The 16,511-nt window shown below is 70.9% G+C and carries 21 protein-coding genes and 1 pseudogene; 12 read left to right on the top strand and 10 right to left on the bottom strand.

The features are described from left to right. Window positions 1-32: 32 nt before the first annotated feature. From FL583_RS19255 to FL583_RS19235, 5 genes are read right to left on the bottom strand one after another with little or no spacing between them, the layout of a single operon-like run. On the bottom strand, window positions 33-1,229 hold the full coding sequence (locus FL583_RS19255) for a PucR family transcriptional regulator (RefSeq protein WP_142706071.1): 1,197 nt from the start codon (window positions 1,227-1,229) through the stop codon (window positions 33-35). Between the two features lie 18 nt (window positions 1,230-1,247). Beyond that, window positions 1,248-1,787 (bottom strand): HdeD family acid-resistance protein, encoded by a 540-nt coding sequence (locus FL583_RS19250; protein ID WP_142706070.1) that lies wholly within the window; start codon window positions 1,785-1,787, stop codon window positions 1,248-1,250. Next, complete coding sequence (locus tag FL583_RS19245) at window positions 1,784-2,299, bottom strand: hypothetical protein (protein ID WP_142706069.1); 516 nt, start codon at window positions 2,297-2,299, stop codon at window positions 1,784-1,786. The genes FL583_RS19250 and FL583_RS19245 overlap by 4 nt, the downstream gene beginning before the upstream one ends. A 4-nt stretch (window positions 2,300-2,303) precedes the next feature. Then, window positions 2,304-2,540 (bottom strand): hypothetical protein, encoded by a 237-nt coding sequence (locus tag FL583_RS19240; RefSeq protein WP_142706068.1) that lies wholly within the window; start codon window positions 2,538-2,540, stop codon window positions 2,304-2,306. Beyond that, the gene (locus FL583_RS19235; RefSeq protein WP_142706067.1) at window positions 2,537-3,364 is read right to left on the bottom strand and encodes an alpha/beta hydrolase; all 828 of its coding nucleotides are present in this window, start codon (window positions 3,362-3,364) and stop codon (window positions 2,537-2,539) included. The genes FL583_RS19240 and FL583_RS19235 overlap by 4 nt, the downstream gene beginning before the upstream one ends. Before the next feature lie 252 nt (window positions 3,365-3,616). On the opposite strand from FL583_RS19235, the gene FL583_RS19230 reads away from it, so the two are divergent. From FL583_RS19230 to FL583_RS19220, 3 genes are all read left to right on the top strand, one after another. After that, on the top strand, window positions 3,617-4,438 hold the full coding sequence (locus FL583_RS19230; RefSeq protein ID WP_142706066.1) for a nuclease-related domain-containing protein: 822 nt from the start codon (window positions 3,617-3,619) through the stop codon (window positions 4,436-4,438). Between the two features lie 64 nt (window positions 4,439-4,502). Beyond that, window positions 4,503-4,829, top strand: coding sequence for a hypothetical protein (locus FL583_RS19225; protein WP_142706065.1), 327 nt, complete (start codon window positions 4,503-4,505; stop codon window positions 4,827-4,829). A gap of 59 nt (window positions 4,830-4,888) precedes the next feature. Next, entirely contained in the window at window positions 4,889-5,689 is an 801-nt protein-coding gene (locus FL583_RS19220) for an SAM-dependent methyltransferase (RefSeq protein ID WP_205752273.1), read from the top strand. Window positions 5,690-5,825: 136 nt separating this feature from the next. On the opposite strand, the gene FL583_RS19210 is transcribed toward FL583_RS19220, so the two are convergent. From FL583_RS19210 to FL583_RS19190, 5 genes are all read right to left on the bottom strand, one after another. Continuing rightward, window positions 5,826-6,710, bottom strand: a complete 885-nt coding sequence (locus FL583_RS19210) for an undecaprenyl-diphosphate phosphatase (protein ID WP_142706063.1) — start codon at window positions 6,708-6,710, stop codon at window positions 5,826-5,828. A 65-nt stretch (window positions 6,711-6,775) separates the two neighbouring features. Further along, window positions 6,776-7,573 (bottom strand): ABC transporter permease, encoded by a 798-nt coding sequence (locus tag FL583_RS19205; RefSeq protein WP_142706062.1) that lies wholly within the window; start codon window positions 7,571-7,573, stop codon window positions 6,776-6,778. Beyond that, window positions 7,560-8,282: an ABC transporter ATP-binding protein gene (locus FL583_RS19200; RefSeq protein WP_142706061.1), complete on the bottom strand. Its 723-nt coding sequence runs from the start codon at window positions 8,280-8,282 to the stop codon at window positions 7,560-7,562. Before FL583_RS19200 ends, FL583_RS19205 begins: the two co-directional genes overlap by 14 nt. A gap of 4 nt (window positions 8,283-8,286) precedes the next feature. Beyond that, window positions 8,287-9,111 (bottom strand): hypothetical protein, encoded by an 825-nt coding sequence (locus FL583_RS19195; RefSeq protein WP_142706060.1) that lies wholly within the window; start codon window positions 9,109-9,111, stop codon window positions 8,287-8,289. After that, window positions 9,108-9,428, bottom strand: coding sequence for a PadR family transcriptional regulator (locus FL583_RS19190; RefSeq protein WP_142706059.1), 321 nt, complete (start codon window positions 9,426-9,428; stop codon window positions 9,108-9,110). The genes FL583_RS19195 and FL583_RS19190 overlap by 4 nt, the downstream gene beginning before the upstream one ends. Window positions 9,429-9,569: 141 nt before the next feature. Between FL583_RS19190 and FL583_RS19185 the strand changes: the two genes are divergently transcribed. The 9 genes and pseudogenes from FL583_RS19185 (at window position 9,570) to FL583_RS19150 (ending at window position 16,478) form a co-directional block, all read left to right on the top strand. Beyond that, the gene (locus tag FL583_RS19185) at window positions 9,570-10,349 is read left to right on the top strand and encodes a COG4705 family protein (RefSeq protein ID WP_205752272.1); all 780 of its coding nucleotides are present in this window, start codon (window positions 9,570-9,572) and stop codon (window positions 10,347-10,349) included. A 17-nt stretch (window positions 10,350-10,366) separates the two neighbouring features. Then, window positions 10,367-11,038, top strand: a complete 672-nt coding sequence (locus FL583_RS19180; protein ID WP_142706058.1) for a response regulator transcription factor — start codon at window positions 10,367-10,369, stop codon at window positions 11,036-11,038. Beyond that, a complete protein-coding gene (locus FL583_RS19175) occupies window positions 11,038-12,408 on the top strand; it encodes a sensor histidine kinase (protein WP_142706057.1) in 1,371 nt (456 codons plus the stop codon). Before FL583_RS19180 ends, FL583_RS19175 begins: the two co-directional genes overlap by 1 nt. A 71-nt stretch (window positions 12,409-12,479) precedes the next feature. Further along, entirely contained in the window at window positions 12,480-12,848 is a 369-nt protein-coding gene (locus FL583_RS19170) for a PepSY domain-containing protein (RefSeq protein ID WP_205752271.1), read from the top strand. A 746-nt stretch (window positions 12,849-13,594) separates the two neighbouring features. After that, window positions 13,595-14,278, top strand: a complete 684-nt coding sequence (locus FL583_RS19165; RefSeq protein WP_170323742.1) for a phosphatase PAP2 family protein — start codon at window positions 13,595-13,597, stop codon at window positions 14,276-14,278. A gap of 4 nt (window positions 14,279-14,282) precedes the next feature. Then, window positions 14,283-14,918 (top strand): DedA family protein, encoded by a 636-nt coding sequence (locus FL583_RS19160; protein WP_142706055.1) that lies wholly within the window; start codon window positions 14,283-14,285, stop codon window positions 14,916-14,918. A gap of 178 nt (window positions 14,919-15,096) precedes the next feature. After that, window positions 15,097-15,342: pseudogene (locus FL583_RS43010) on the top strand (hypothetical protein); the annotation flags it as partial. A gap of 128 nt (window positions 15,343-15,470) precedes the next feature. Then, entirely contained in the window at window positions 15,471-15,950 is a 480-nt protein-coding gene (locus FL583_RS43005) for an EAL domain-containing protein (RefSeq protein WP_420843166.1), read from the top strand. Between the two features lie 120 nt (window positions 15,951-16,070). Next, entirely contained in the window at window positions 16,071-16,478 is a 408-nt protein-coding gene (locus tag FL583_RS19150; protein WP_142706054.1) for a hypothetical protein, read from the top strand. Window positions 16,479-16,511 lie beyond the last annotated feature (33 nt).

Below are 16,511 nucleotides of genomic sequence, written 5' to 3'. Positions count from 1 at the left end.
GTGACGCGTTGGCAATGGCCTGTGGACAGCGGTCAGTCGGGCGAGCGCGTCTCAGCGGCCTCGAGGGCCAGCACGACCTGCGTGAGCCAGACGTTGTCGGTGAGCTGGCGGCCGGTGAGCTGTTGGAATCGGTTCAGCCGGTACGTCACGGTGTTGCGATGGCAGTGCAGGCGCCGGGCGCTGGCGGCGAGCGACTGGCCGGTCTCCAGCCAGACGCGCACCGTGTCGAGCAGGGCGTCACGGCGGTCGGCCGGTTGGTCGAGTACCGGGCCGATCGTCTCCCGGACGAGGACGTCGGCCGCGTTCGGTGCGCTGGCCAGCAGCACCGGCAGCAGATCGCGGTCGTAGCGGACGAGTCGCCGACGGCGGGACACCGCGGCGGCGGCGACGTGAGCCTGGGCGGAGGCCCGGGGTGTCCCGGCGATCGACGGGTACTCGGCGCTGATGCCGGCGACGAGATGGTCCCGCTCGAGGATCGTCGTCCACAGGGCGGCGTCGGTGTCGGTGGGCGTCGTGCGTCGCACCGACAGCAGGGCGGTCTGGGAGCGCGGCCCGACCCGGAACCAGGCTCCGTCGACCCCGGGCAGCCGCACGATGCCGGCCTCGATGTCGGGCGGAGGTTCGGTGCGGTCGTCCCCGGTGTCGCGGATCTCGACGGCCAGGAACCGGCCGTCGCGGGGGACGCCGAGCTGGGCGACCGCGTCCCAGAACGCGGCGCCGATGCTGGGGTCGCGGGTGAGAACGACGTCGAGCAGGGCCGCGCGGACCTGCTCGTCGCGCCGGGCCCGGCGCAGGGCCACCTCCTGGTGGATGTGGCTGGCCCGGAGCGAGTAGCGGTCGAGACTCTCGAAGACGATCGGGGTGGCGGCCACCAGGGCGTCGGTCGCCTCATGGTCTTTGTGGGCGATCGTGGCCAACGTGAGCCAGAGTTGCTCGACGCCCAGGCGGTAGCTGTGCAGCAGGTCGGGCAGCGTGATCCCCTGCTCGACCCGCCGGCGCATCTGCGCGTCGAGCGCGCTGCTGTTGTCGAGCCGGGTGCCGCTCAGGTCGTCGAGCAGGTCCAGCAGGTAGATGCGCAGGGTGTCCCGGACGTCCTCGTCGGTCAGACCGTCGTGCGGCCCGTAGCCGGGAACCTGAGCGCGGAGCGCGGTGACGGTCTGGTCGAGCAGCGGGTCGATCCGGTCGTGCATGCGGGCGGCGAGGGCGGCCACCGCGTCGTCGGAGCTCACGTCGGCTGAGGGTAGCTCTCAGTAGCGCGGGGCTGGTTCGCGGGCGACCGTCCCGACGTTGCCGGCCAGCACGAGCGTCGAGACGCCCGACACGATGCTGAACAGGCCGTACACCTGGGCCAGGGTGACGGCGCCGAGGTCCGGTCGGATGACCAGGACCACGCCGAAGGCCAGCGACACCAGGCCCGACAGCCCCCACAGAGCCCTTTCTCCCGCCGTTCGGCCGGCGCCGAAGACGAGGCCGAACTCCACGGCGCCGGCCACCAACGCCCATCCCGCGACCAGCAGCGTGAGGGCGAGCGCGGTGATGCCGGGCCAGACCAGGGCGGCGACGCCGGCCACCGCGTCCAGCAGCGCCAGCAGGATCCGGCCGATCACCGGTCCCGCGTCGCGGGACGCGAAGGCCCGCATCAGCTCCGTCCCGGCCAGCATGAACGCGTAGACGGCGAAGAGGATCACGAACGCCTCGATCGTGACGGCCGGCCACACCACCGCTATCAGCCCGATGATCAGGGACAGGGCCCCTTTGAGCACGAGCGATCCGGTCAGGTTCCTCATCTGAGGTTCTCCTCTGTTGTGGGCGGGTTCAGCGGGGGAAGCAGGAAGTTCCAGGCGTTGAGGACGCCGCTGAGGAAGGCCACGAGCGAGGCCGGCAGGAGCAGGTAGAGGCCCGCGTCCACACCGCACACCAGCAGGACGCCGCTCACGACGAACAGCAACAGCACGACGACGTTGGTGTCCCGCCGGTCGAAGATGCTGACCAACCGTTCGTCGTCGACGCTCAACCCGCGCCGGCGCTGCCCCGTGACCAGCAGGCTCAGGCTCGCCCCCAGCCCGGCCGCGACGAGCTCGGCCCCGAGCACCCAGCCGGGTTGGCCCGGAACCAGCAGGACAGCGGCCATGACCAGCGGCGCGAGGAACAGCACGAGGGTCTGGACGGCGCTCGCGCGCAACCCCCGGTGCCCGGCGATCCGGGTCGCGTTGAGCGAGACAGCGACGAAGAGCAGCCCGGTCAGGGCGCCGCTGGCCCCTCCGATCATGACGGCGAAGCTCTGCCAGTCGGTGGCCATCCCGTCAGACGCCGCCGCGCCCGGCCGACGCCCGATCCATCCACTCGACCGCACGGTCCTCGATCGGCGTCAGTTCTTCGCTGACGAACCTCGGCAGGTGCAGCGCGAACCGCACCGGTGCGGTGGCCAGCCGAGCGGCGAACTCGGCCTCGAGCCCGCGGAAATGCTCCTGCTCGGCCTCTTCGGAGCCGCCCTGGTAGATCTCGCGCCAGGACGGCGTCCGGCGGTGGCTGTCGGTCATCGGGCGAGCTCCCCCGCCGTCGGGTCCAGCGCCCAGTCCAGCGCGAGGTCCGCGACGGCCTCCCAGCCGGGCGCACCGCAGGTGTAGTGGTCACGGCCGGCGAAGACCGTGTGCGCGGCGACGGCGCTCGAATGCCGAGCGCATTTCCGGTAGTTGTGGTCCTGGACGACCGGAGGCAGGATGTGGTCGCTTCCGCCGGAGATGAACAGCAGCGGCGCGCGGTCGTCGTCGGCGAAGTCGAACGTCGTCGACGCGTGCGGCGTCACGGCCGCGAAGCCGCCCTCGAACAGCACCTTGGCCGGCGTCGGAGCGGAGTAGCGGTCGTAGGCGTGCTGCGACACCGCCTCGTCCTGCGCGTTGGTGAAGGCGTAGTGGAACTGTTTCGGCGTGAGGGTCGACGCCTTCCCGACGTTGGCCGGGTCGTCCAGCACCGGCAGCACCGACCGGATCTCCGACAGCGGCATCGCGTTGACGCCCTTGACCGGCGCACTGTCGATGCAGACTCCGGCCGCGCCGAGGCCGTTGCCGACCAGCAGCTGGGCGAACGTACCGCCGAACGAGTGGCCCATGAGGATCGGCGCGGAGTCCAGGTTCCCCACGAGGTCGGTCAGGTGATCCATCACCTCGCGGACGCCGACGCCGGCCACGGCGTCGGGATCGGACCTCAGTGTGGCCAGCCCCTCCTCGCCCTGGCCGATCCCCGGATAACCGGGCGTCAGCACGCGGAAACCGCGGGCCTCGTACCGGGTCACCCAGTGCTCCCAGGCCAGTGGGGTCATCCACAGCCCGTGGATCAGAACGATCGTGTCCGGTGCAGCCGTCACGGGTTTGTCCCTTCATCGCAGCGTGTCGGGGGCAGCGCCGCACCCGGGCCGGCAGCGACGAGGCTAGGCGCGTGCGGCGTTTTCCACCCTGTGCGCGAGACCAAGAATCACGGCCCGATGTTCGGCCACGTTCGCCCCAGGAATCGTGGCCTCGACGGGCCGGATGAATGAACCTCGAACCGAACGTGGGCGTGTGATCACACAAGGTCCCTGGCGAGCAACCACACCGGATGGCGGGAGGTGAGGACCCGTATGCGCGTCGAAGTTCTCTCCGATCACGGCGGCGAACAGCTGGACCGCACGCGGATCCGATTGGAAGCAGCCGCAGCCGCAGCCGCCCAGTGGGAGGAAGTGCGCCGTCAGGCGGACGCGGACCGGCACAACGCCCGACGGCGGAAGCCCCTGTGGAAGCGGGTCTTCGCGGTCTCGACCCCCGATGAACGCGCCGCTCGAGCCGCCGAACTCCAAGCCGAAGGGCAGACGGTCCGAGCGCACCATGAGTGGCACTCGGCCAACCGGCAGGCGCAGCAGCAGGCGGCCGGAAATCTGGGTGAGGATCGAGTCGCCTCGGCACTGAGCGCGCTGCCGGACGAGTGGACTCTGCTGCGCGGCTACCGCAACCGCCGCGGCGAGACCGACGGCGTTCTCGTCGGCCCGCACGGCATCTGGGCCATCGAGGCCAAGTTCCGCAACGTCCATCTCCACGTCGACGGCGAGCACTGGTGGTACGACAAGTACGACCGCTACGGAAACGTCGTCGAGCGCGCCAGCGCCGTCGACGGCGGAGGCCGGACCTGGGCCGAGCAAGTCAACGCGGTCGCCGGCGATCTTCGTCAGTGGCTCCGCCGCAACCACGTCGAGGCACCCGTTCGAACCGCGGTCGTCCTCACGCACGACCGATCGGTGATCGCGCACTGCGTGCGGCCCACAGTGGATTTGGTCACCAACGACCCCACGCATCTCCTCGCCGCCATCCAAGACGACCGGATACGACTGTCCGAGGCAGTCCGCTCCCGGGCAGTTCAGTTGATTCTCCGCGACCACCGGCACCACGAGAAGCGACGTAGCAGCTGAGACCGTTCAGTGTCGCCGACCCGGCGGGACAGCGGCCCGGATGGCCGGTCGACATACTCCGAGCATGGTCGGGCCACCGCACCACTACCTCGCGCTTGCGGAACAGGCCCACGCCGCGCTGATCGCTTCCCGCGCGCTCAGCGCCCAGTTGCACAGATCGGTCAGTCGCAGCGGTGAACTGGTCAGCTGGGCAGCCCGGCTCGCCGCGACCGGGTACCGGCTCGCCGACCAAGTGATGGCCGTACGAGACCATCCGCATTCGTCGAGGGCCCGATCTGGTGATCTGGCCGAGCAGGGCGACTGGCGCCCCTGGAGCCCGACCCGATGCACCGCCGACCACCCCCTACGCGCCGGCCAGGTCCTGCGCGGCTGGACCTCCACCGGCCGGTGAACACCGATCAGTACGATGGGCGCGCCATGGACGGGCGGGCGAGCGAGAAGCAGGGGACCATGCCGGACGACGACGCGCAACGCCTCATCGACACCTCCACCCCGCACGCGGCGCGCCGCTACGACTACCTCCTGGGCGGCAAGGACAACTTCGCCGCCGACCGCGAATCCGCCGACGCCGCACTGCGATTCGCGCCGAACCTGCGAACCTGGGCCCGGGAGAACCGGGCGTTCATGCACCGCGCCGCGGCCTACCTCGCGACCGCCGGCATCCGGCAGTTCCTCGACGTCGGCACCGGCATCCCGACGTCTCCCAACCTCCACGAGGTCGTGCAAGGCATCGCCCCGGACGCCCGCGTGGTGTACGTCGACCACGACCCGCTCGTCCTCGTCCACGCCCGGGCCCTCCTGATCAGCAGCGCCGAAGGGCAGACCGCCTACCTCCAGGCGGATCTGTCCGACCCGGACAGCATCCTGCGCAGCGACGAGGTGACCCGGACCCTCGACCTGACCCAGCCGGTCGGGCTGAGCCTGATCGCGGTCCTGCACTTCTTCAAGGACGCCCAGGACCCCTACGGGCTGGTCCGCCGGCTGATCGAGGCGCTGCCGTCCGGTTCCTACCTGGCGATGAGCCACAACAGCTGGGACCACTACGACGCCGACCAGCGCCGCCTGCTCGAACCGGCCGTCAACGCCGAGGGCCAGCCCCGCACCCGCGAAGAGTTCGCGCGGTTCTTCGACGGCCTCGAACTCGTCGAGCCGGGCGTGTCCCTGATCCACCGCTGGCGCCGCGACGACGCCGCGAACCTGCCCGAGGACAAAGAAATCTCCGCGTACGGCGCCGTCGCCCGCATACCGTAGCCGCTCGCCACCGCCACCAACCCTGGCGGCGGACCGCGGCCTCGTACACGTCGAGCGTTTTCGTCGACCCCAACCAGTTCCCGTCCCACGTCCGCATCAGCGTTCCCCGGCGGACAGCGCGCCGCGGCCGGCGGTATCAGGCAACGAGCACCAGCCCGACGGCGCCGGCCGCGATGCAGTACAGACCGAACGGGACGAGCGTCCGGGTCTCGAAATAACGGGTGAGAAAACGGACGGCCAGATACGCGCAGCCGAAGGCCGCGAGGCTCCCGGCCAGCACCTGGCCGTGAATTCCGCTCCCGAGCGGCCCGAACAGATCCGGAATCTTCAGGACACCGGCCGCGAAGATCACCGGCGTCGCCAGCAGAAACGAGAACCGGGCCGCGTCGGTGTGCGAGAGGCCCCGGCCCAGGCCGGCGATCATCGTCACACCGGACCGGCTGATACCTGGGAGCAGCGCCAGAATCTGCGCGGAGCCGATCAGCGTGCCCTCGCGATAGCCGACACGGGACAGCCGCCGGTCGACCGCGACCGCAGCTCCACCGCCGGACTCCGGCTCGAGTGCCGCACGCCGCCGCACGCGCTCGCCGATCAACAGAATGACGCCGTTGAGCAGCAAGAACATCGCGGCCGGAACCGGCTTGCCGAGGACCGTCCGGAACGTGTGCTCGAGGAGCAACCCGGTGATACCGACCGGGATCGTGGCCAGGACGATCAACCAGGCCAGGCGCTGATCAGACGAGTCGACCCGGCGATCCCGGATCGAGGAGAAGAACCCGCCGATGATGCGCACCCAGTCGCGCCAGAAGAACAGCAGCAACGCCAGCGCCGTCGCCACGTGCAAGCCGACGAGGAACGCCAGGTAGGGCGACTCCGGCGTCGACACGCTCAGATCGCGCGCCCACCGGCCACCGACGATCGCCGGGACCAGGATGCTGTGTCCGAGGCTGGAGACGGGGAACAGCTCGGTGACGCCCTGGAGCGCGCCGATGACGATTGCCTCGGGATACGTGATCGACATGCGCGGCAGCCTGCCGGGCGCGACCTGACGAGAACCTGACCGTCAGGGTGGCGGCACCAATACCCTCAGGCCGCTGGATCGCGGCGGCCCAGGATCGCCCAGCAGGCCGCGAGGCAGACGCCGATCGTGGCCAACTGGACGATCGCGCCCAGCGCCAGTCCGCCGGTGGGTCCGAGCTCGAACAGCCTGGTCCAGCTCTGCCAGTAGTGCACCGGCAGAACCGCGGCGACCACGTGCAGGTTCGCCTGGCCGTTCAGAAAACTGGCGACGACGACGAAGATGATCGCGACGGCCAGGGCTTCGGCACCGCGCGGAAGCAGGAGCCCCAGCGTGAACGCGATGGCGGCCATCGCGGACATGCACAGCAGGACGTACCCGACCGCCACGAGGACGCGGACGAGCGTGTCGACGGCGCCGAGACTCGGCGCACCGATGCGATGGAACGGGTGCCAGCCGTAGATGACCGATCCGGCGATCAGACCGGCGGCCAGGACGGACCCGACAGCGGTCGCCGTCGCGATCTCGACGGTCACGACTTTGGCCAGCAGAAGCCGCGTCCGGGTGACCGGCGCGACGTACAGATAGCGGAGAACGCCCCAATCGCGGTCGGCCGAGGCGATCGTGGCGGCCAGCAGGCCGACGACGATCGGCAGCAGCAGTGGCCCGGCGAACTCGAGACTGGCCATCGTGTGGTTCAGCGCCGAGTAGGGCGATGCCCCGAACAGGCCGGTCTCCCGACCGTTGCGGTGGCCCGCCGACGAGGCCAGGGCCAGGCCGGCCGCGACCGGCACCGCGGCCAGGCACAGCAGCGCGATCAGCGTGCGCAGCCGTTTCAGCTGAGTGACGAGCTCAAAACGCAGCATGTTCGGATCCCTCGGTCAACGCGAGATAGACGTCCTCCAGCGAACCGTCGCCGTCGGCGAGGAGGTCGTCGAGCGGGCCGGCCATCACCAGCCGACCTCCCACCACGACGACGATGTGGCTGGCCAGCAGTTGCACCTCGGCCAGTTGGTGGCTCGAGATCAGCACCGCGGCCCCGGCCGCCGATCGAGCGGCCAGGTACTGCCGGAGAGCCCGGACCTCGGCGGGATCCAGTCCGGTGGCCGGCTCGTCGAGGACGAAGACGTCCGGGCTACGCATCACGGCGTGCGCGAGCATGAGCCGCTGCTTCATCCCGGCCGAGTATCCCTTGACCTTCCGGTCGATCGCCCGGCCCAGCCCCGCGAGCTCTACCGCCTCGTCCAGTGCGGGTGGAGGCCACGCCCGCCGGGACGCCGCCCACAGCAGTCGCAGGTTGGCGATACCGCTCAGGTGCGGCACGAGGGCCGGCCCGTCGATCAGCGCACCGACGCGCCCGAGAACGGCGGCTCCCAGCCGGACCGGCGAACCGGCGATGCGGACACTGCCCGCGTCGGGCTCGGTGAGGCCGACCAGCATCCTCATCGTGGTGGTCTTGCCCGCGCCGTTCGGCCCGAGCAGCGCACAGATCTGGCCGGCCTCGACCCGGAGGCTCAGCTGCGTCACCGCCCGGTTCCGGCGGTAACTCTTGGACAGTGCGTCGGCCTCGATCATCGCGTCACGCCCGGCGCGCGCGGGACAGTTGCCGTGACGCGGCCCGGCCCGCCAGCCCGGTCGCGGTGCCCAGCGCCAGCACGACCGCGGCCCAACTGGGCAGGAAGGGCGTCGCCAGGATCCCGCCGTCGTCAGCCCGGCTCTGCTCGAGCCCCCAGGCCAAGCCCGCGACGGTGGCCGCCGCCATACCGCCGGCCACGGTCGTCAGCGCCGCCGTCCGCAGCCAGGCCGGCTCCGTGGACGGGACCCGGCGCAGCACCGTGACCGCGGCCCACGCCGTCGTCGCCACCACGACCACTCCGACGGCGACGATCAGCAGAAACGCGCCGACGTTCGCGGCCGAGTGCACCCCGTGGCCGGCGGCGAGGACCCGCGCGGCCGCCAGGACGTTGAGCCAGCAGAAGACCCCGACGACCGGAACCGCCGCGAATTTCCACGCCCCGGCGTCTCGCCCCCGCACGAGGGCGATCGCGGTCGGGGCCGAGGCGGCGGCCAGCGCGAGCAGGGCCACCGCGGCGGCGATGCCCAGGACCGCGTAGAGGGGTCCACCGTGACCGGCGACGTCTTCCGCGATCTTCTCGAAACCCAGGCCGGCCACGACGAACAGTCCGGTGGCCCACACCACCAGGTCGAGCGGTGACCGTCCGGTCATCAGAACACCTCCGTGAGCAAGCGCTGCGCCCCGCAGTGAGTCGAGGACCAGCGCGGGGCGACGATGGATGCGCAGGTCGGTCAGCAGTTGGGCGTACTCGTCGCCGTAGCGACGACGCCAGCCGGCCGGGTAGCAGGCGACCAGGAGTCGGACGAGCGTCGTGTCCCGGTCGCTCACGCGGTGGCCGTCCCGAGCGCGAGGCGGCCCAGGCTCAACGCCGCCAGCTGCTGCATCCGCGTCGCCTGGGCCGACAGCTCGGCCGCCCCGGCCGCGGTCAGCCGGTAGGGCCGGCGCCGGCCGTCGGCCGGTAGCCCTTCGATCAGCCCGCGCTCCTCCAGTCGGCCGAGGACCGCGTAGAGCGTCCCCGGGCCGAGCGTCACCCCGACGTGCTCGGTGACATCGGCGGTGATCGCGTAACCGTGCTTCTCCCCCTCGGCCAGGCTGGCCAGGACCAGCAGGCCCGGTTCAGCCCACCGTCCGAGATCGTCGACCATCGCTACTCCGTTCGTCGCTATATCGTTAAACGTACTACGCGAGACGATATAGCGCCAGCCCGAACGTCGTCAGGTCAATGTCAGACAGGGCGGGCCAGTCTCCTCTCGTCAGTGACGCTGCCGACCTGGAGAGACGACCCGATGACGAGCCCGACCGCCACGCGCCAGATGCTCAACAAGGTCCCGGAGATCACCGCGTTCTTCTGGGTGATCAAGATCCTGTGCACCACGATCGGGGAGAGCGCCGCCGACTACGTCAACGTCACGCTCGGCGTCGGCCTGATCGCGACCACCCTGATCACGGCCGTGCTCCTGGTAGTTGCCCTCGTCGTCCAGTTCCGGCTCGACCGGTATGTGCCGTCGGTCTACTGGACCGTCGTCGCGCTGGTCAGCGTCGTCGGCACGCTGATCACCGACAACCTGACCGACAACCTCGGCGTCAGCCTCTGGATCAGCACCGGGGTCTTCCTCGTCCTGCTCCTGCTGACCTTCGGCGTCTGGTACCGCACCGAGCGCACGCTCTCGATCCACTCGATCGTCACCACCCGGCGGGAGGCGTTCTACTGGCTGGTCGTCGTCGTGACGTTCGCGCTCGGCACCGCCGCCGGCGACCTGCTGATCGACCAGCTGCAGACCGGCCTGCTCGCCGCGGTCCTCATCTACGCGGCCGCGATCGCCGTCGTGTTCGTCGCCTACCGGTTCGGGCTCGGCGCGACGCTCTCGTTCTGGATCGCCTACGTGCTCACCCGTCCGCTCGGCGGCTCGCTCGGCGACTTCCTGTCCGGCGACCGCTCCGAGGGCGGCGCCGGCCTGGGCACGCTGCTCACCAGCCTGCTGTTCCTGGCCGCGATCGTCGCGACCGTCGTCTATCTGTCGGTGACTCGCGTCGACCGGACCGAACGAGTGGCCGTCCGACGATGACCAGCGATACTGACCCGATGACCGATTTGCGGGTCTTGGTGGTGGAGGACGACCACGCGTTGCGTGACGTCGTCGCCCGCGCGCTGCGGGAGGAGGGCTACACGGTCGTCACCGCCGCCGACGGCTCGTCCGCGCTGGCCACGGTCGCCCGGCTGGATCCGTTCGAGCTGGCCGTCCTCGACATCGGCCTGCCCGACTCCGACGGGCGGGACCTCTGCCAGGCCCTCCGTGGCCGCGGGTTCACCGCGCCGGTGCTGTTCCTCACCGCGCGCGGGGAGCTCTCCGACCGGCTGACCGGGTTCGCGGCCGGCGGCGACGACTACCTGACCAAACCGTTCCACGTCGCCGAACTGCTCGCCCGCCTGCGCGCCCTGGCCAAACGCCGTCCGGAACCGGGAGCTGCTCCGGCCCACGACGTGCGCCTCGACCCGGCCGAGCACGCGCTGATCTCCCCCACCGGGCGCAGCGACCTCACGCCGACCGAGTACCGCCTGCTCGGCTGCCTGCTCGCCGCCCCCGGAACGGTGGTCCGTCGCCGCGAGTTCCGCCAGGCCGGCTGGCCCGACGACGACTACGTCAGCGACAACTCCATCGATCAGGCCGTCACCCGGCTACGCCGGAAACTCGCCGCGATCAGTTCCGCGGGCACGATCGAGACCGTCCGCGGCGTCGGCTACCGCTTTTCATGATGACGCGTGCCGCAGACCACCGCACGATGGTGACCATCGCCTGGCTCCGTCGCCGGCTGACGCCGAAGAGCCTGCGTAGTGGCCTCTCGCTGGCCGCCCTCGCGGTCACGGCCGTCTGGGTGATCCTGCTGACCGCGGCGTTCAACCTGATCCTGGCCAACCGGCTGGGCAGCCAGGCCGACGACACGCTGCGCACCCGCACCGGCGCGGTCGCCGCGCTGGTGCAGGTGGACGCGACCGGTCAGGTGTCGCTGCGCGCGCCGGCCGACGGCTCCGGCATCGACCGCGGGGTCTGGGTCTTCGCCGGCGACCGCGTGCTGCACCGCCCCGCCGACGAGGACGAACTCGACGATGCGGCCGCGTCCCTGGCCCGGACCGGTGGCTTCGCCTCACCCGACGACGACCCGCTCACCCGTCTCTACGCCCAACCCGTGCGGATCGACGGTACTCAGGTCGCCACCGTGGTCGCCGCGATCGACCTGGACGCTTCTCTCGACGCCCGCCGGGTCACGCTGATCGGCTCGGCGATCGTCGCGGGGATCCTCCTCCTGCTGGTCTACCTCACCTCCCGCGCGATGGTCGCCCGCACCCTGCAGCCGGTCGAACAGATGGCCCGCCAAGCCGCCGAATGGAGCGCGACCGACCTCGAGCACCGCTTCGGTGACCAGCGACGACCTGCCGAGCTCGACCGGCTCGCGACCATCCTCGACGAACTACTCGCCCGCCAGGCCGCCGTGGTGCGCAGCGACCAGCAGCTGACCGCCGAACTCTCCCACGAACTACGCACCCCGCTCGCCGCGATGTCCGCCGAACTCGACCTCCTGCGCAGCCGCCCCCGCAGCCCCACCGAACTGGAGGCCGGCCACGCGTCGCTGGCGGCCGGGATCAGTCGGCTGGGCGGGCTGATCGAGACGCTGCTGACCGAGGCCCGCGGCCGCGCGCGGTCGGTCCCGGGCCGCAGCACGCTCGGGCCGGTCCTGCACGGCCTCGCCGACACGGCGCGCGGCCACGACGTCCGCCTGGTCGTCCGGCCGGAGCCCGATCCGGCGCTGACCGCCGGCGTCGACGCCGACGTCCTCGACCGGATCCTCTCACCGCTGATCGACAACGCCCGGCGCTTCGCCCGCTCCACCGTGACGCTCACCGCCGAGCGCACCGCCACGAGCGTGACGGTCACGGTCTCCGACGACGGTCCGGGTGTACCGCCGGAGCTGGCCGACCGCGTCTTCGAACCCGGCTTCAGCGAGGGCGGTCACGGTGGCGCCGGGCTCGGCCTGCCGCTGGCCCGGCGCCTGGCGCGCGGCGCGAACGGCGACGTGGTACTCGATCCCGGCGGCGCCGCGTTCGTGGTCCTTCTACCGCCCGGCTGATTCAGGTCGGAGTCAGGCTCGCCGCCGCACTGTGGATTCGTCAGAGCAAGACGACGAAACAGGAGTACACAGTGAAGCGACGGACTCGATGGATCCTCGTGGTCGCCACCGGTGGCGTCCTCGCCGCGTTCTCGGCGGGCGGGGTCGCGCTGGCCAACGGCAGCGGCGACTCGGCGGACACGCCGATCACCGGCCCGGCCCGCGCCAAGGCCGAAGCGGCCGCGCTGACGTTCGTCGGAACCGGCAAGGTCACCGGATCGGACGCCAGCGACGAGGGCAGGAACGCCTACGAAGTCGAGGTGACGAAACCCGACGGCAGCCAGGTCGACGTCCAGCTGGACAAGTCGTTCTCGGTCGTCGGTTCCAAGACCGAGACCGAGACGAACGACGATCACGGCAGCGCGGACGACAAGTCCGACGGCGAGACCAACGACGGCTGACCTTTTCCCGGTGAGCGGCGGCGTCCGGCGACCGGCTCGAAACCGAGCCGCTGAACCGCCGGAGGCCTGCGGCCGCCGCTGACTCGGGCCGGCCGGGAGCACCCCCGGCCGCCCCGACCGGCCGCCCACAGAACGCGTCGAGCATTCGGTCGAGCGCCGTTCGAGCGCGTCCGGCGCGTAGACGCCGCTCGAACCCGGAACACCGACGGCGCGGATCTCGGGTCGGCCACGCGACATCGTCACCGTCATCTCGCGCGCCCTGGAGAGGGCGGTAGCCCAGCGGCTTGGCAGGGAGGGGCGCCGCCGGGCTACCGCCGGACAGTGGCCACCGGCTCAGCCTCGCTCCGCGTGGGCCGGCGGGAAGCTCACTCGGCCGAGGAGATAGCCGGCACCGGAAGACTGGTCCCCAGAGCACTAACGATCGAACACACGCCGGACGCGTTCGAGCCGCGCCCGAATGCCTGCCCGACCTGGTCACCCGCGTTCCGAGCAGTCCGAACGTCACGATGGGAGATTCCGGAGAGAGAAGACCGGTCACGTCCTCCACTGTCCCGGGCTCAACCTGACAGCAACCTGACGTGCGCGCGATGTCCGCGAACTGGCGTGGCCTGCCGATCGAGCAGCCGTCGGTCCGATGCGGCGTCGAGCCTGAGGAACCCGAGTCTGAGCGATGCGCTCGTCAGGTTGTCGTCAGGTCGGGCGGCCCAGACTGGGAATCCACATCCGCACCGCCCGGAAGCGAGTCCGTGCTGCTGACCGACCCACCTACCCGCACCGACACCGTCGCCCTGCTGGGATTGCGCGCCGCTGTCGCGGCGACGGTCCTCACCGCGGTAGCGGTGCCGTTCGGACTGCTCCTCCTGCTCGTCCGCGCGCGTTGGAGCCCGCTCCTCGCGCTTGACGTCCGGGCCGTCGACGAGCTGCACGCGGTCGCGATCGCCCATCCGCTGTTCGTGACGATCAACAAGGGTCTCAGCTTCGTCGGCTCGGCCCCGTTCTACTGGGCGATGGGCACCGGGCTGGTGGTCTGGCTGCTGGTACGTCGGCTGGGGATCTATCCGGCGCTGTTCGTGGTGATCGCGGACGGCGGTAGCGGCCTGCTCAACGTCGGCGTGAAAGCACTCGTCGACCGCGTCCGGCCGGTGTGGCCGGATCCGGTCGCGCGCGTCGGCGGCTTGAGCTTTCCCAGCGGGCACGCGCAGGAAGCGATCGTCGGCTACGGAGTGCTGGTTCTCGTGCTCGCCCCGGTGCTCGCCGGGTGGTGGCGGCGCCTGCTGATCGCCGGCGCGGTCGGAATGGTGCTGGCGATCGGGTTCTCCCGGGTCGCGCTGGGCGTTCACTACCCGTCCGACGTCCTCGGCGGGTACCTGCTCGGGGCGGCCTGGCTCGCCGCCCTCCTCGTGGTCTTCAGCCGGACGAGAACCCGGTGACCGCGTGACCCACTACCTGGACCCCGAGTTCCTGATCTCGACGTTCGGCCTGATCGGCATCCTCACCGTGGTGTTCGCCGAGTCGGGCCTGCTGATCGGGTTCTTTCTCCCCGGCGATTCGCTGCTGTTCACCACCGGGCTGCTCGTGGCCGACGGCACATACCTCCGCCAGCCGCTCTGGCTGATCTGCCTACTCGTGTCGGCCGCGGCCGTCGCCGGAGACCAGGTCGGCTACCTGTTCGGCCGACGGATCGGGCCCGCACTGTTCCGGCGCGAAGACTCCCGGCTGTTCAAACGACACAACCTCGACCGCGCCCGCGAGTTCTTCGACAAATACGGCGCCCGGTCCATCGTCCTGGCCCGGTTCGTCCCGGTCGTCCGCACGTTCACCCCGATCGTGGCCGGCGCCACCCGAATGCACTACCGCACGTTCGTCGTCTACAACGTCATCGGCGGGGCGCTCTGGTCGATCGGCGTCACCGTCCTCGGCTACTTCCTCGGCCAGATCGCAGTCGTCCGCGACCACATCGAACTGATCCTCATCGGGATCGTCGTCATCTCGGTAATACCCATCGGCGTCGAACTCCTCCGCGGCCGGGCCCGCAGCCGCCGCGCCGCCACGAAACACGACGCGCCGTGAGCCTGCCGGGCAAGATTGCGGTGGTCTCGGCGAGCTTCGGCGCCGGACACGACGGTGCGGCGCGGGAAATCGCCCGGCAACTCGCCCAGGCCGGGTACACCGTCGACCGACACGACTTCCTCGACGTGCTCCCGGGCGGCCTCGCTGCCAGGGCAGGTGCGGATTCGCAGCGCGCTGCGTGCATCGGCGATCGCGTTCCTCACCGACGTGTCCGTGCACCCGCTCTGGGTCGCCGACGGTGTGGACGCTCGCCCGGCGCCGCACCCGATCCCGGTCGGCCAGGCCCTGCCCGCTCACGGGCGCCGGAACCGTCGCCGCTCGCCTGGTGGAGGCGCTGCGCACGCCGGTGATCTTCGACGAACACGTGCTCATGGTCGAGGCGAGCATCGGCGTGGTGGTCCGGGACGATCCGGAGGCCTCCGGCGACACTCTCCTGCAGCGGGCCGACACCGCTCTGTACGCCGCGAAACGCGCCGGCCGCGGCCGTTTCGAGCTCTACTCGGACGTCCTGGACACCACGGCCCGGTCCGCTGGAACCATCCGGACCGTGGCCTGCTCGGCCCGGGAGCGTTCATCGACCTGGCTGAGGAGACCGGCGCGGTCGTGCCGCTGGGCACGTGGGTGCTGCGGGCAGCCTGCCGGGAGGCGGCCGGCTGGCGCGCCGGCATTCCGGGAGCCGACGAGTTGCGGCTGTCGGTCAACCTGTCACCGAAACAGGTGGCTCAGGCCGATCTGGTTCGAACCGTCGAGAGCATTCTGGTCGAGACCGGGTATCCGCCGGACCGGCTGACCCTCGAAATCACCGAGAGCGTCATCCTACGGCCCGACACGTTGACCGTCGGCCGTTTGCAGGCTCTGCGTGATCTCGGTATCGAGCTGGCGGTCGACGATTTCGGTACCGCCGCTGCCGGCGTCCGAGATCGTGGCCCTGGTTCGCCACCAGTTCGCGGCGGCGGGTCAGTGACGCCGCACGTAGGGCGTGCACCGACCCGGCCGGCGCCGAGTGACGCGGACGGCACAGAGGCGGTGTAAGCGCGGGAACCAACCGCCCCGGCGCTGACCGCGACCCTTGTGGACATCACCGTCCCGACCATCCACAGGGGTTTCCTTGAACGCCACACCGCTCCACACCGTCGCGGACGCAGGTCTCCGGTGACGCCCCCAGAGCTGGCCGCACGGCGCCCTCCGACGGCCGTCATCATTGCGTTCGGGCTGCTCGTCCTGGCTCCGATCCGGTTGGCGTGGTCCGCCGGGGAAGGTGCTCTCGACGGCGACTGGATCGCGGCGGTCGTCTCCGCGGTCTTCCTGTCCCTCTGGTTCCTCGTCCTGCGCGGGGTCTGGCAGGGCAGACACGGCGCCTACGTCATCGCGGTCGTCGTCACGATCCTCCAGATCTGCGCGGTGTACGACGACGCCTCGTCCGACCCCGGTTCATCGAAGGACGCGGCCGGCCAACTCGCCGACAACTGGCCCGCGCTCCTTCCGGCCGTGCTGCCGTTCGTCGCCCTGTTGCTGTTGGTGGCCTCGCGGCAGAGCCGCGCGTACTACGCGCGATTCTGACGGTCAGCGGCGGCGGGTCCGGGTGAGGGCGAT

This window comes from Cryptosporangium phraense, from assembly GCF_006912135.1.
GTDB lineage: Bacteria > Actinomycetota > Actinomycetes > Mycobacteriales > Cryptosporangiaceae > Cryptosporangium > Cryptosporangium phraense.
This window is presented reverse-complemented; position numbering and strand designations above follow the sequence as displayed.

What these genes read in the sequence shown, in the direction of transcription:
- FL583_RS19200 (WP_142706061.1), bottom strand. Translation starts at nt 8,282, where the DNA reads ATGATCGAGGCCGACGCACTGTCCAAGAGTTACCGCCGGAACCGGGCG.
- FL583_RS19180 (WP_142706058.1), top strand. Translation starts at nt 10,367, where the DNA reads ATGACCGATTTGCGGGTCTTGGTGGTGGAGGACGACCACGCGTTGCGT.
- FL583_RS19240 (WP_142706068.1), bottom strand. Translation starts at nt 2,540, where the DNA reads ATGACCGACAGCCACCGCCGGACGCCGTCCTGGCGCGAGATCTACCAG.
- FL583_RS19210 (WP_142706063.1), bottom strand. Translation starts at nt 6,710, where the DNA reads ATGTCGATCACGTATCCCGAGGCAATCGTCATCGGCGCGCTCCAGGGC.
- FL583_RS19190 (WP_142706059.1), bottom strand. Translation starts at nt 9,428, where the DNA reads ATGGTCGACGATCTCGGACGGTGGGCTGAACCGGGCCTGCTGGTCCTG.
- FL583_RS19205 (WP_142706062.1), bottom strand. Translation starts at nt 7,573, where the DNA reads ATGCTGCGTTTTGAGCTCGTCACTCAGCTGAAACGGCTGCGCACGCTG.
- FL583_RS19225 (WP_142706065.1), top strand. Translation starts at nt 4,503, where the DNA reads ATGGTCGGGCCACCGCACCACTACCTCGCGCTTGCGGAACAGGCCCAC.
- FL583_RS19220 (WP_205752273.1), top strand. Translation starts at nt 4,889, where the DNA reads ATGCCGGACGACGACGCGCAACGCCTCATCGACACCTCCACCCCGCAC.
- FL583_RS19230 (WP_142706066.1), top strand. Translation starts at nt 3,617, where the DNA reads ATGCGCGTCGAAGTTCTCTCCGATCACGGCGGCGAACAGCTGGACCGC.
- FL583_RS19175 (WP_142706057.1), top strand. Translation starts at nt 11,038, where the DNA reads ATGACGCGTGCCGCAGACCACCGCACGATGGTGACCATCGCCTGGCTC.
- FL583_RS19250 (WP_142706070.1), bottom strand. Translation starts at nt 1,787, where the DNA reads ATGAGGAACCTGACCGGATCGCTCGTGCTCAAAGGGGCCCTGTCCCTG.
- FL583_RS19245 (WP_142706069.1), bottom strand. Translation starts at nt 2,299, where the DNA reads ATGGCCACCGACTGGCAGAGCTTCGCCGTCATGATCGGAGGGGCCAGC.
- FL583_RS19185 (WP_205752272.1), top strand. Translation starts at nt 9,570, where the DNA reads ATGACGAGCCCGACCGCCACGCGCCAGATGCTCAACAAGGTCCCGGAG.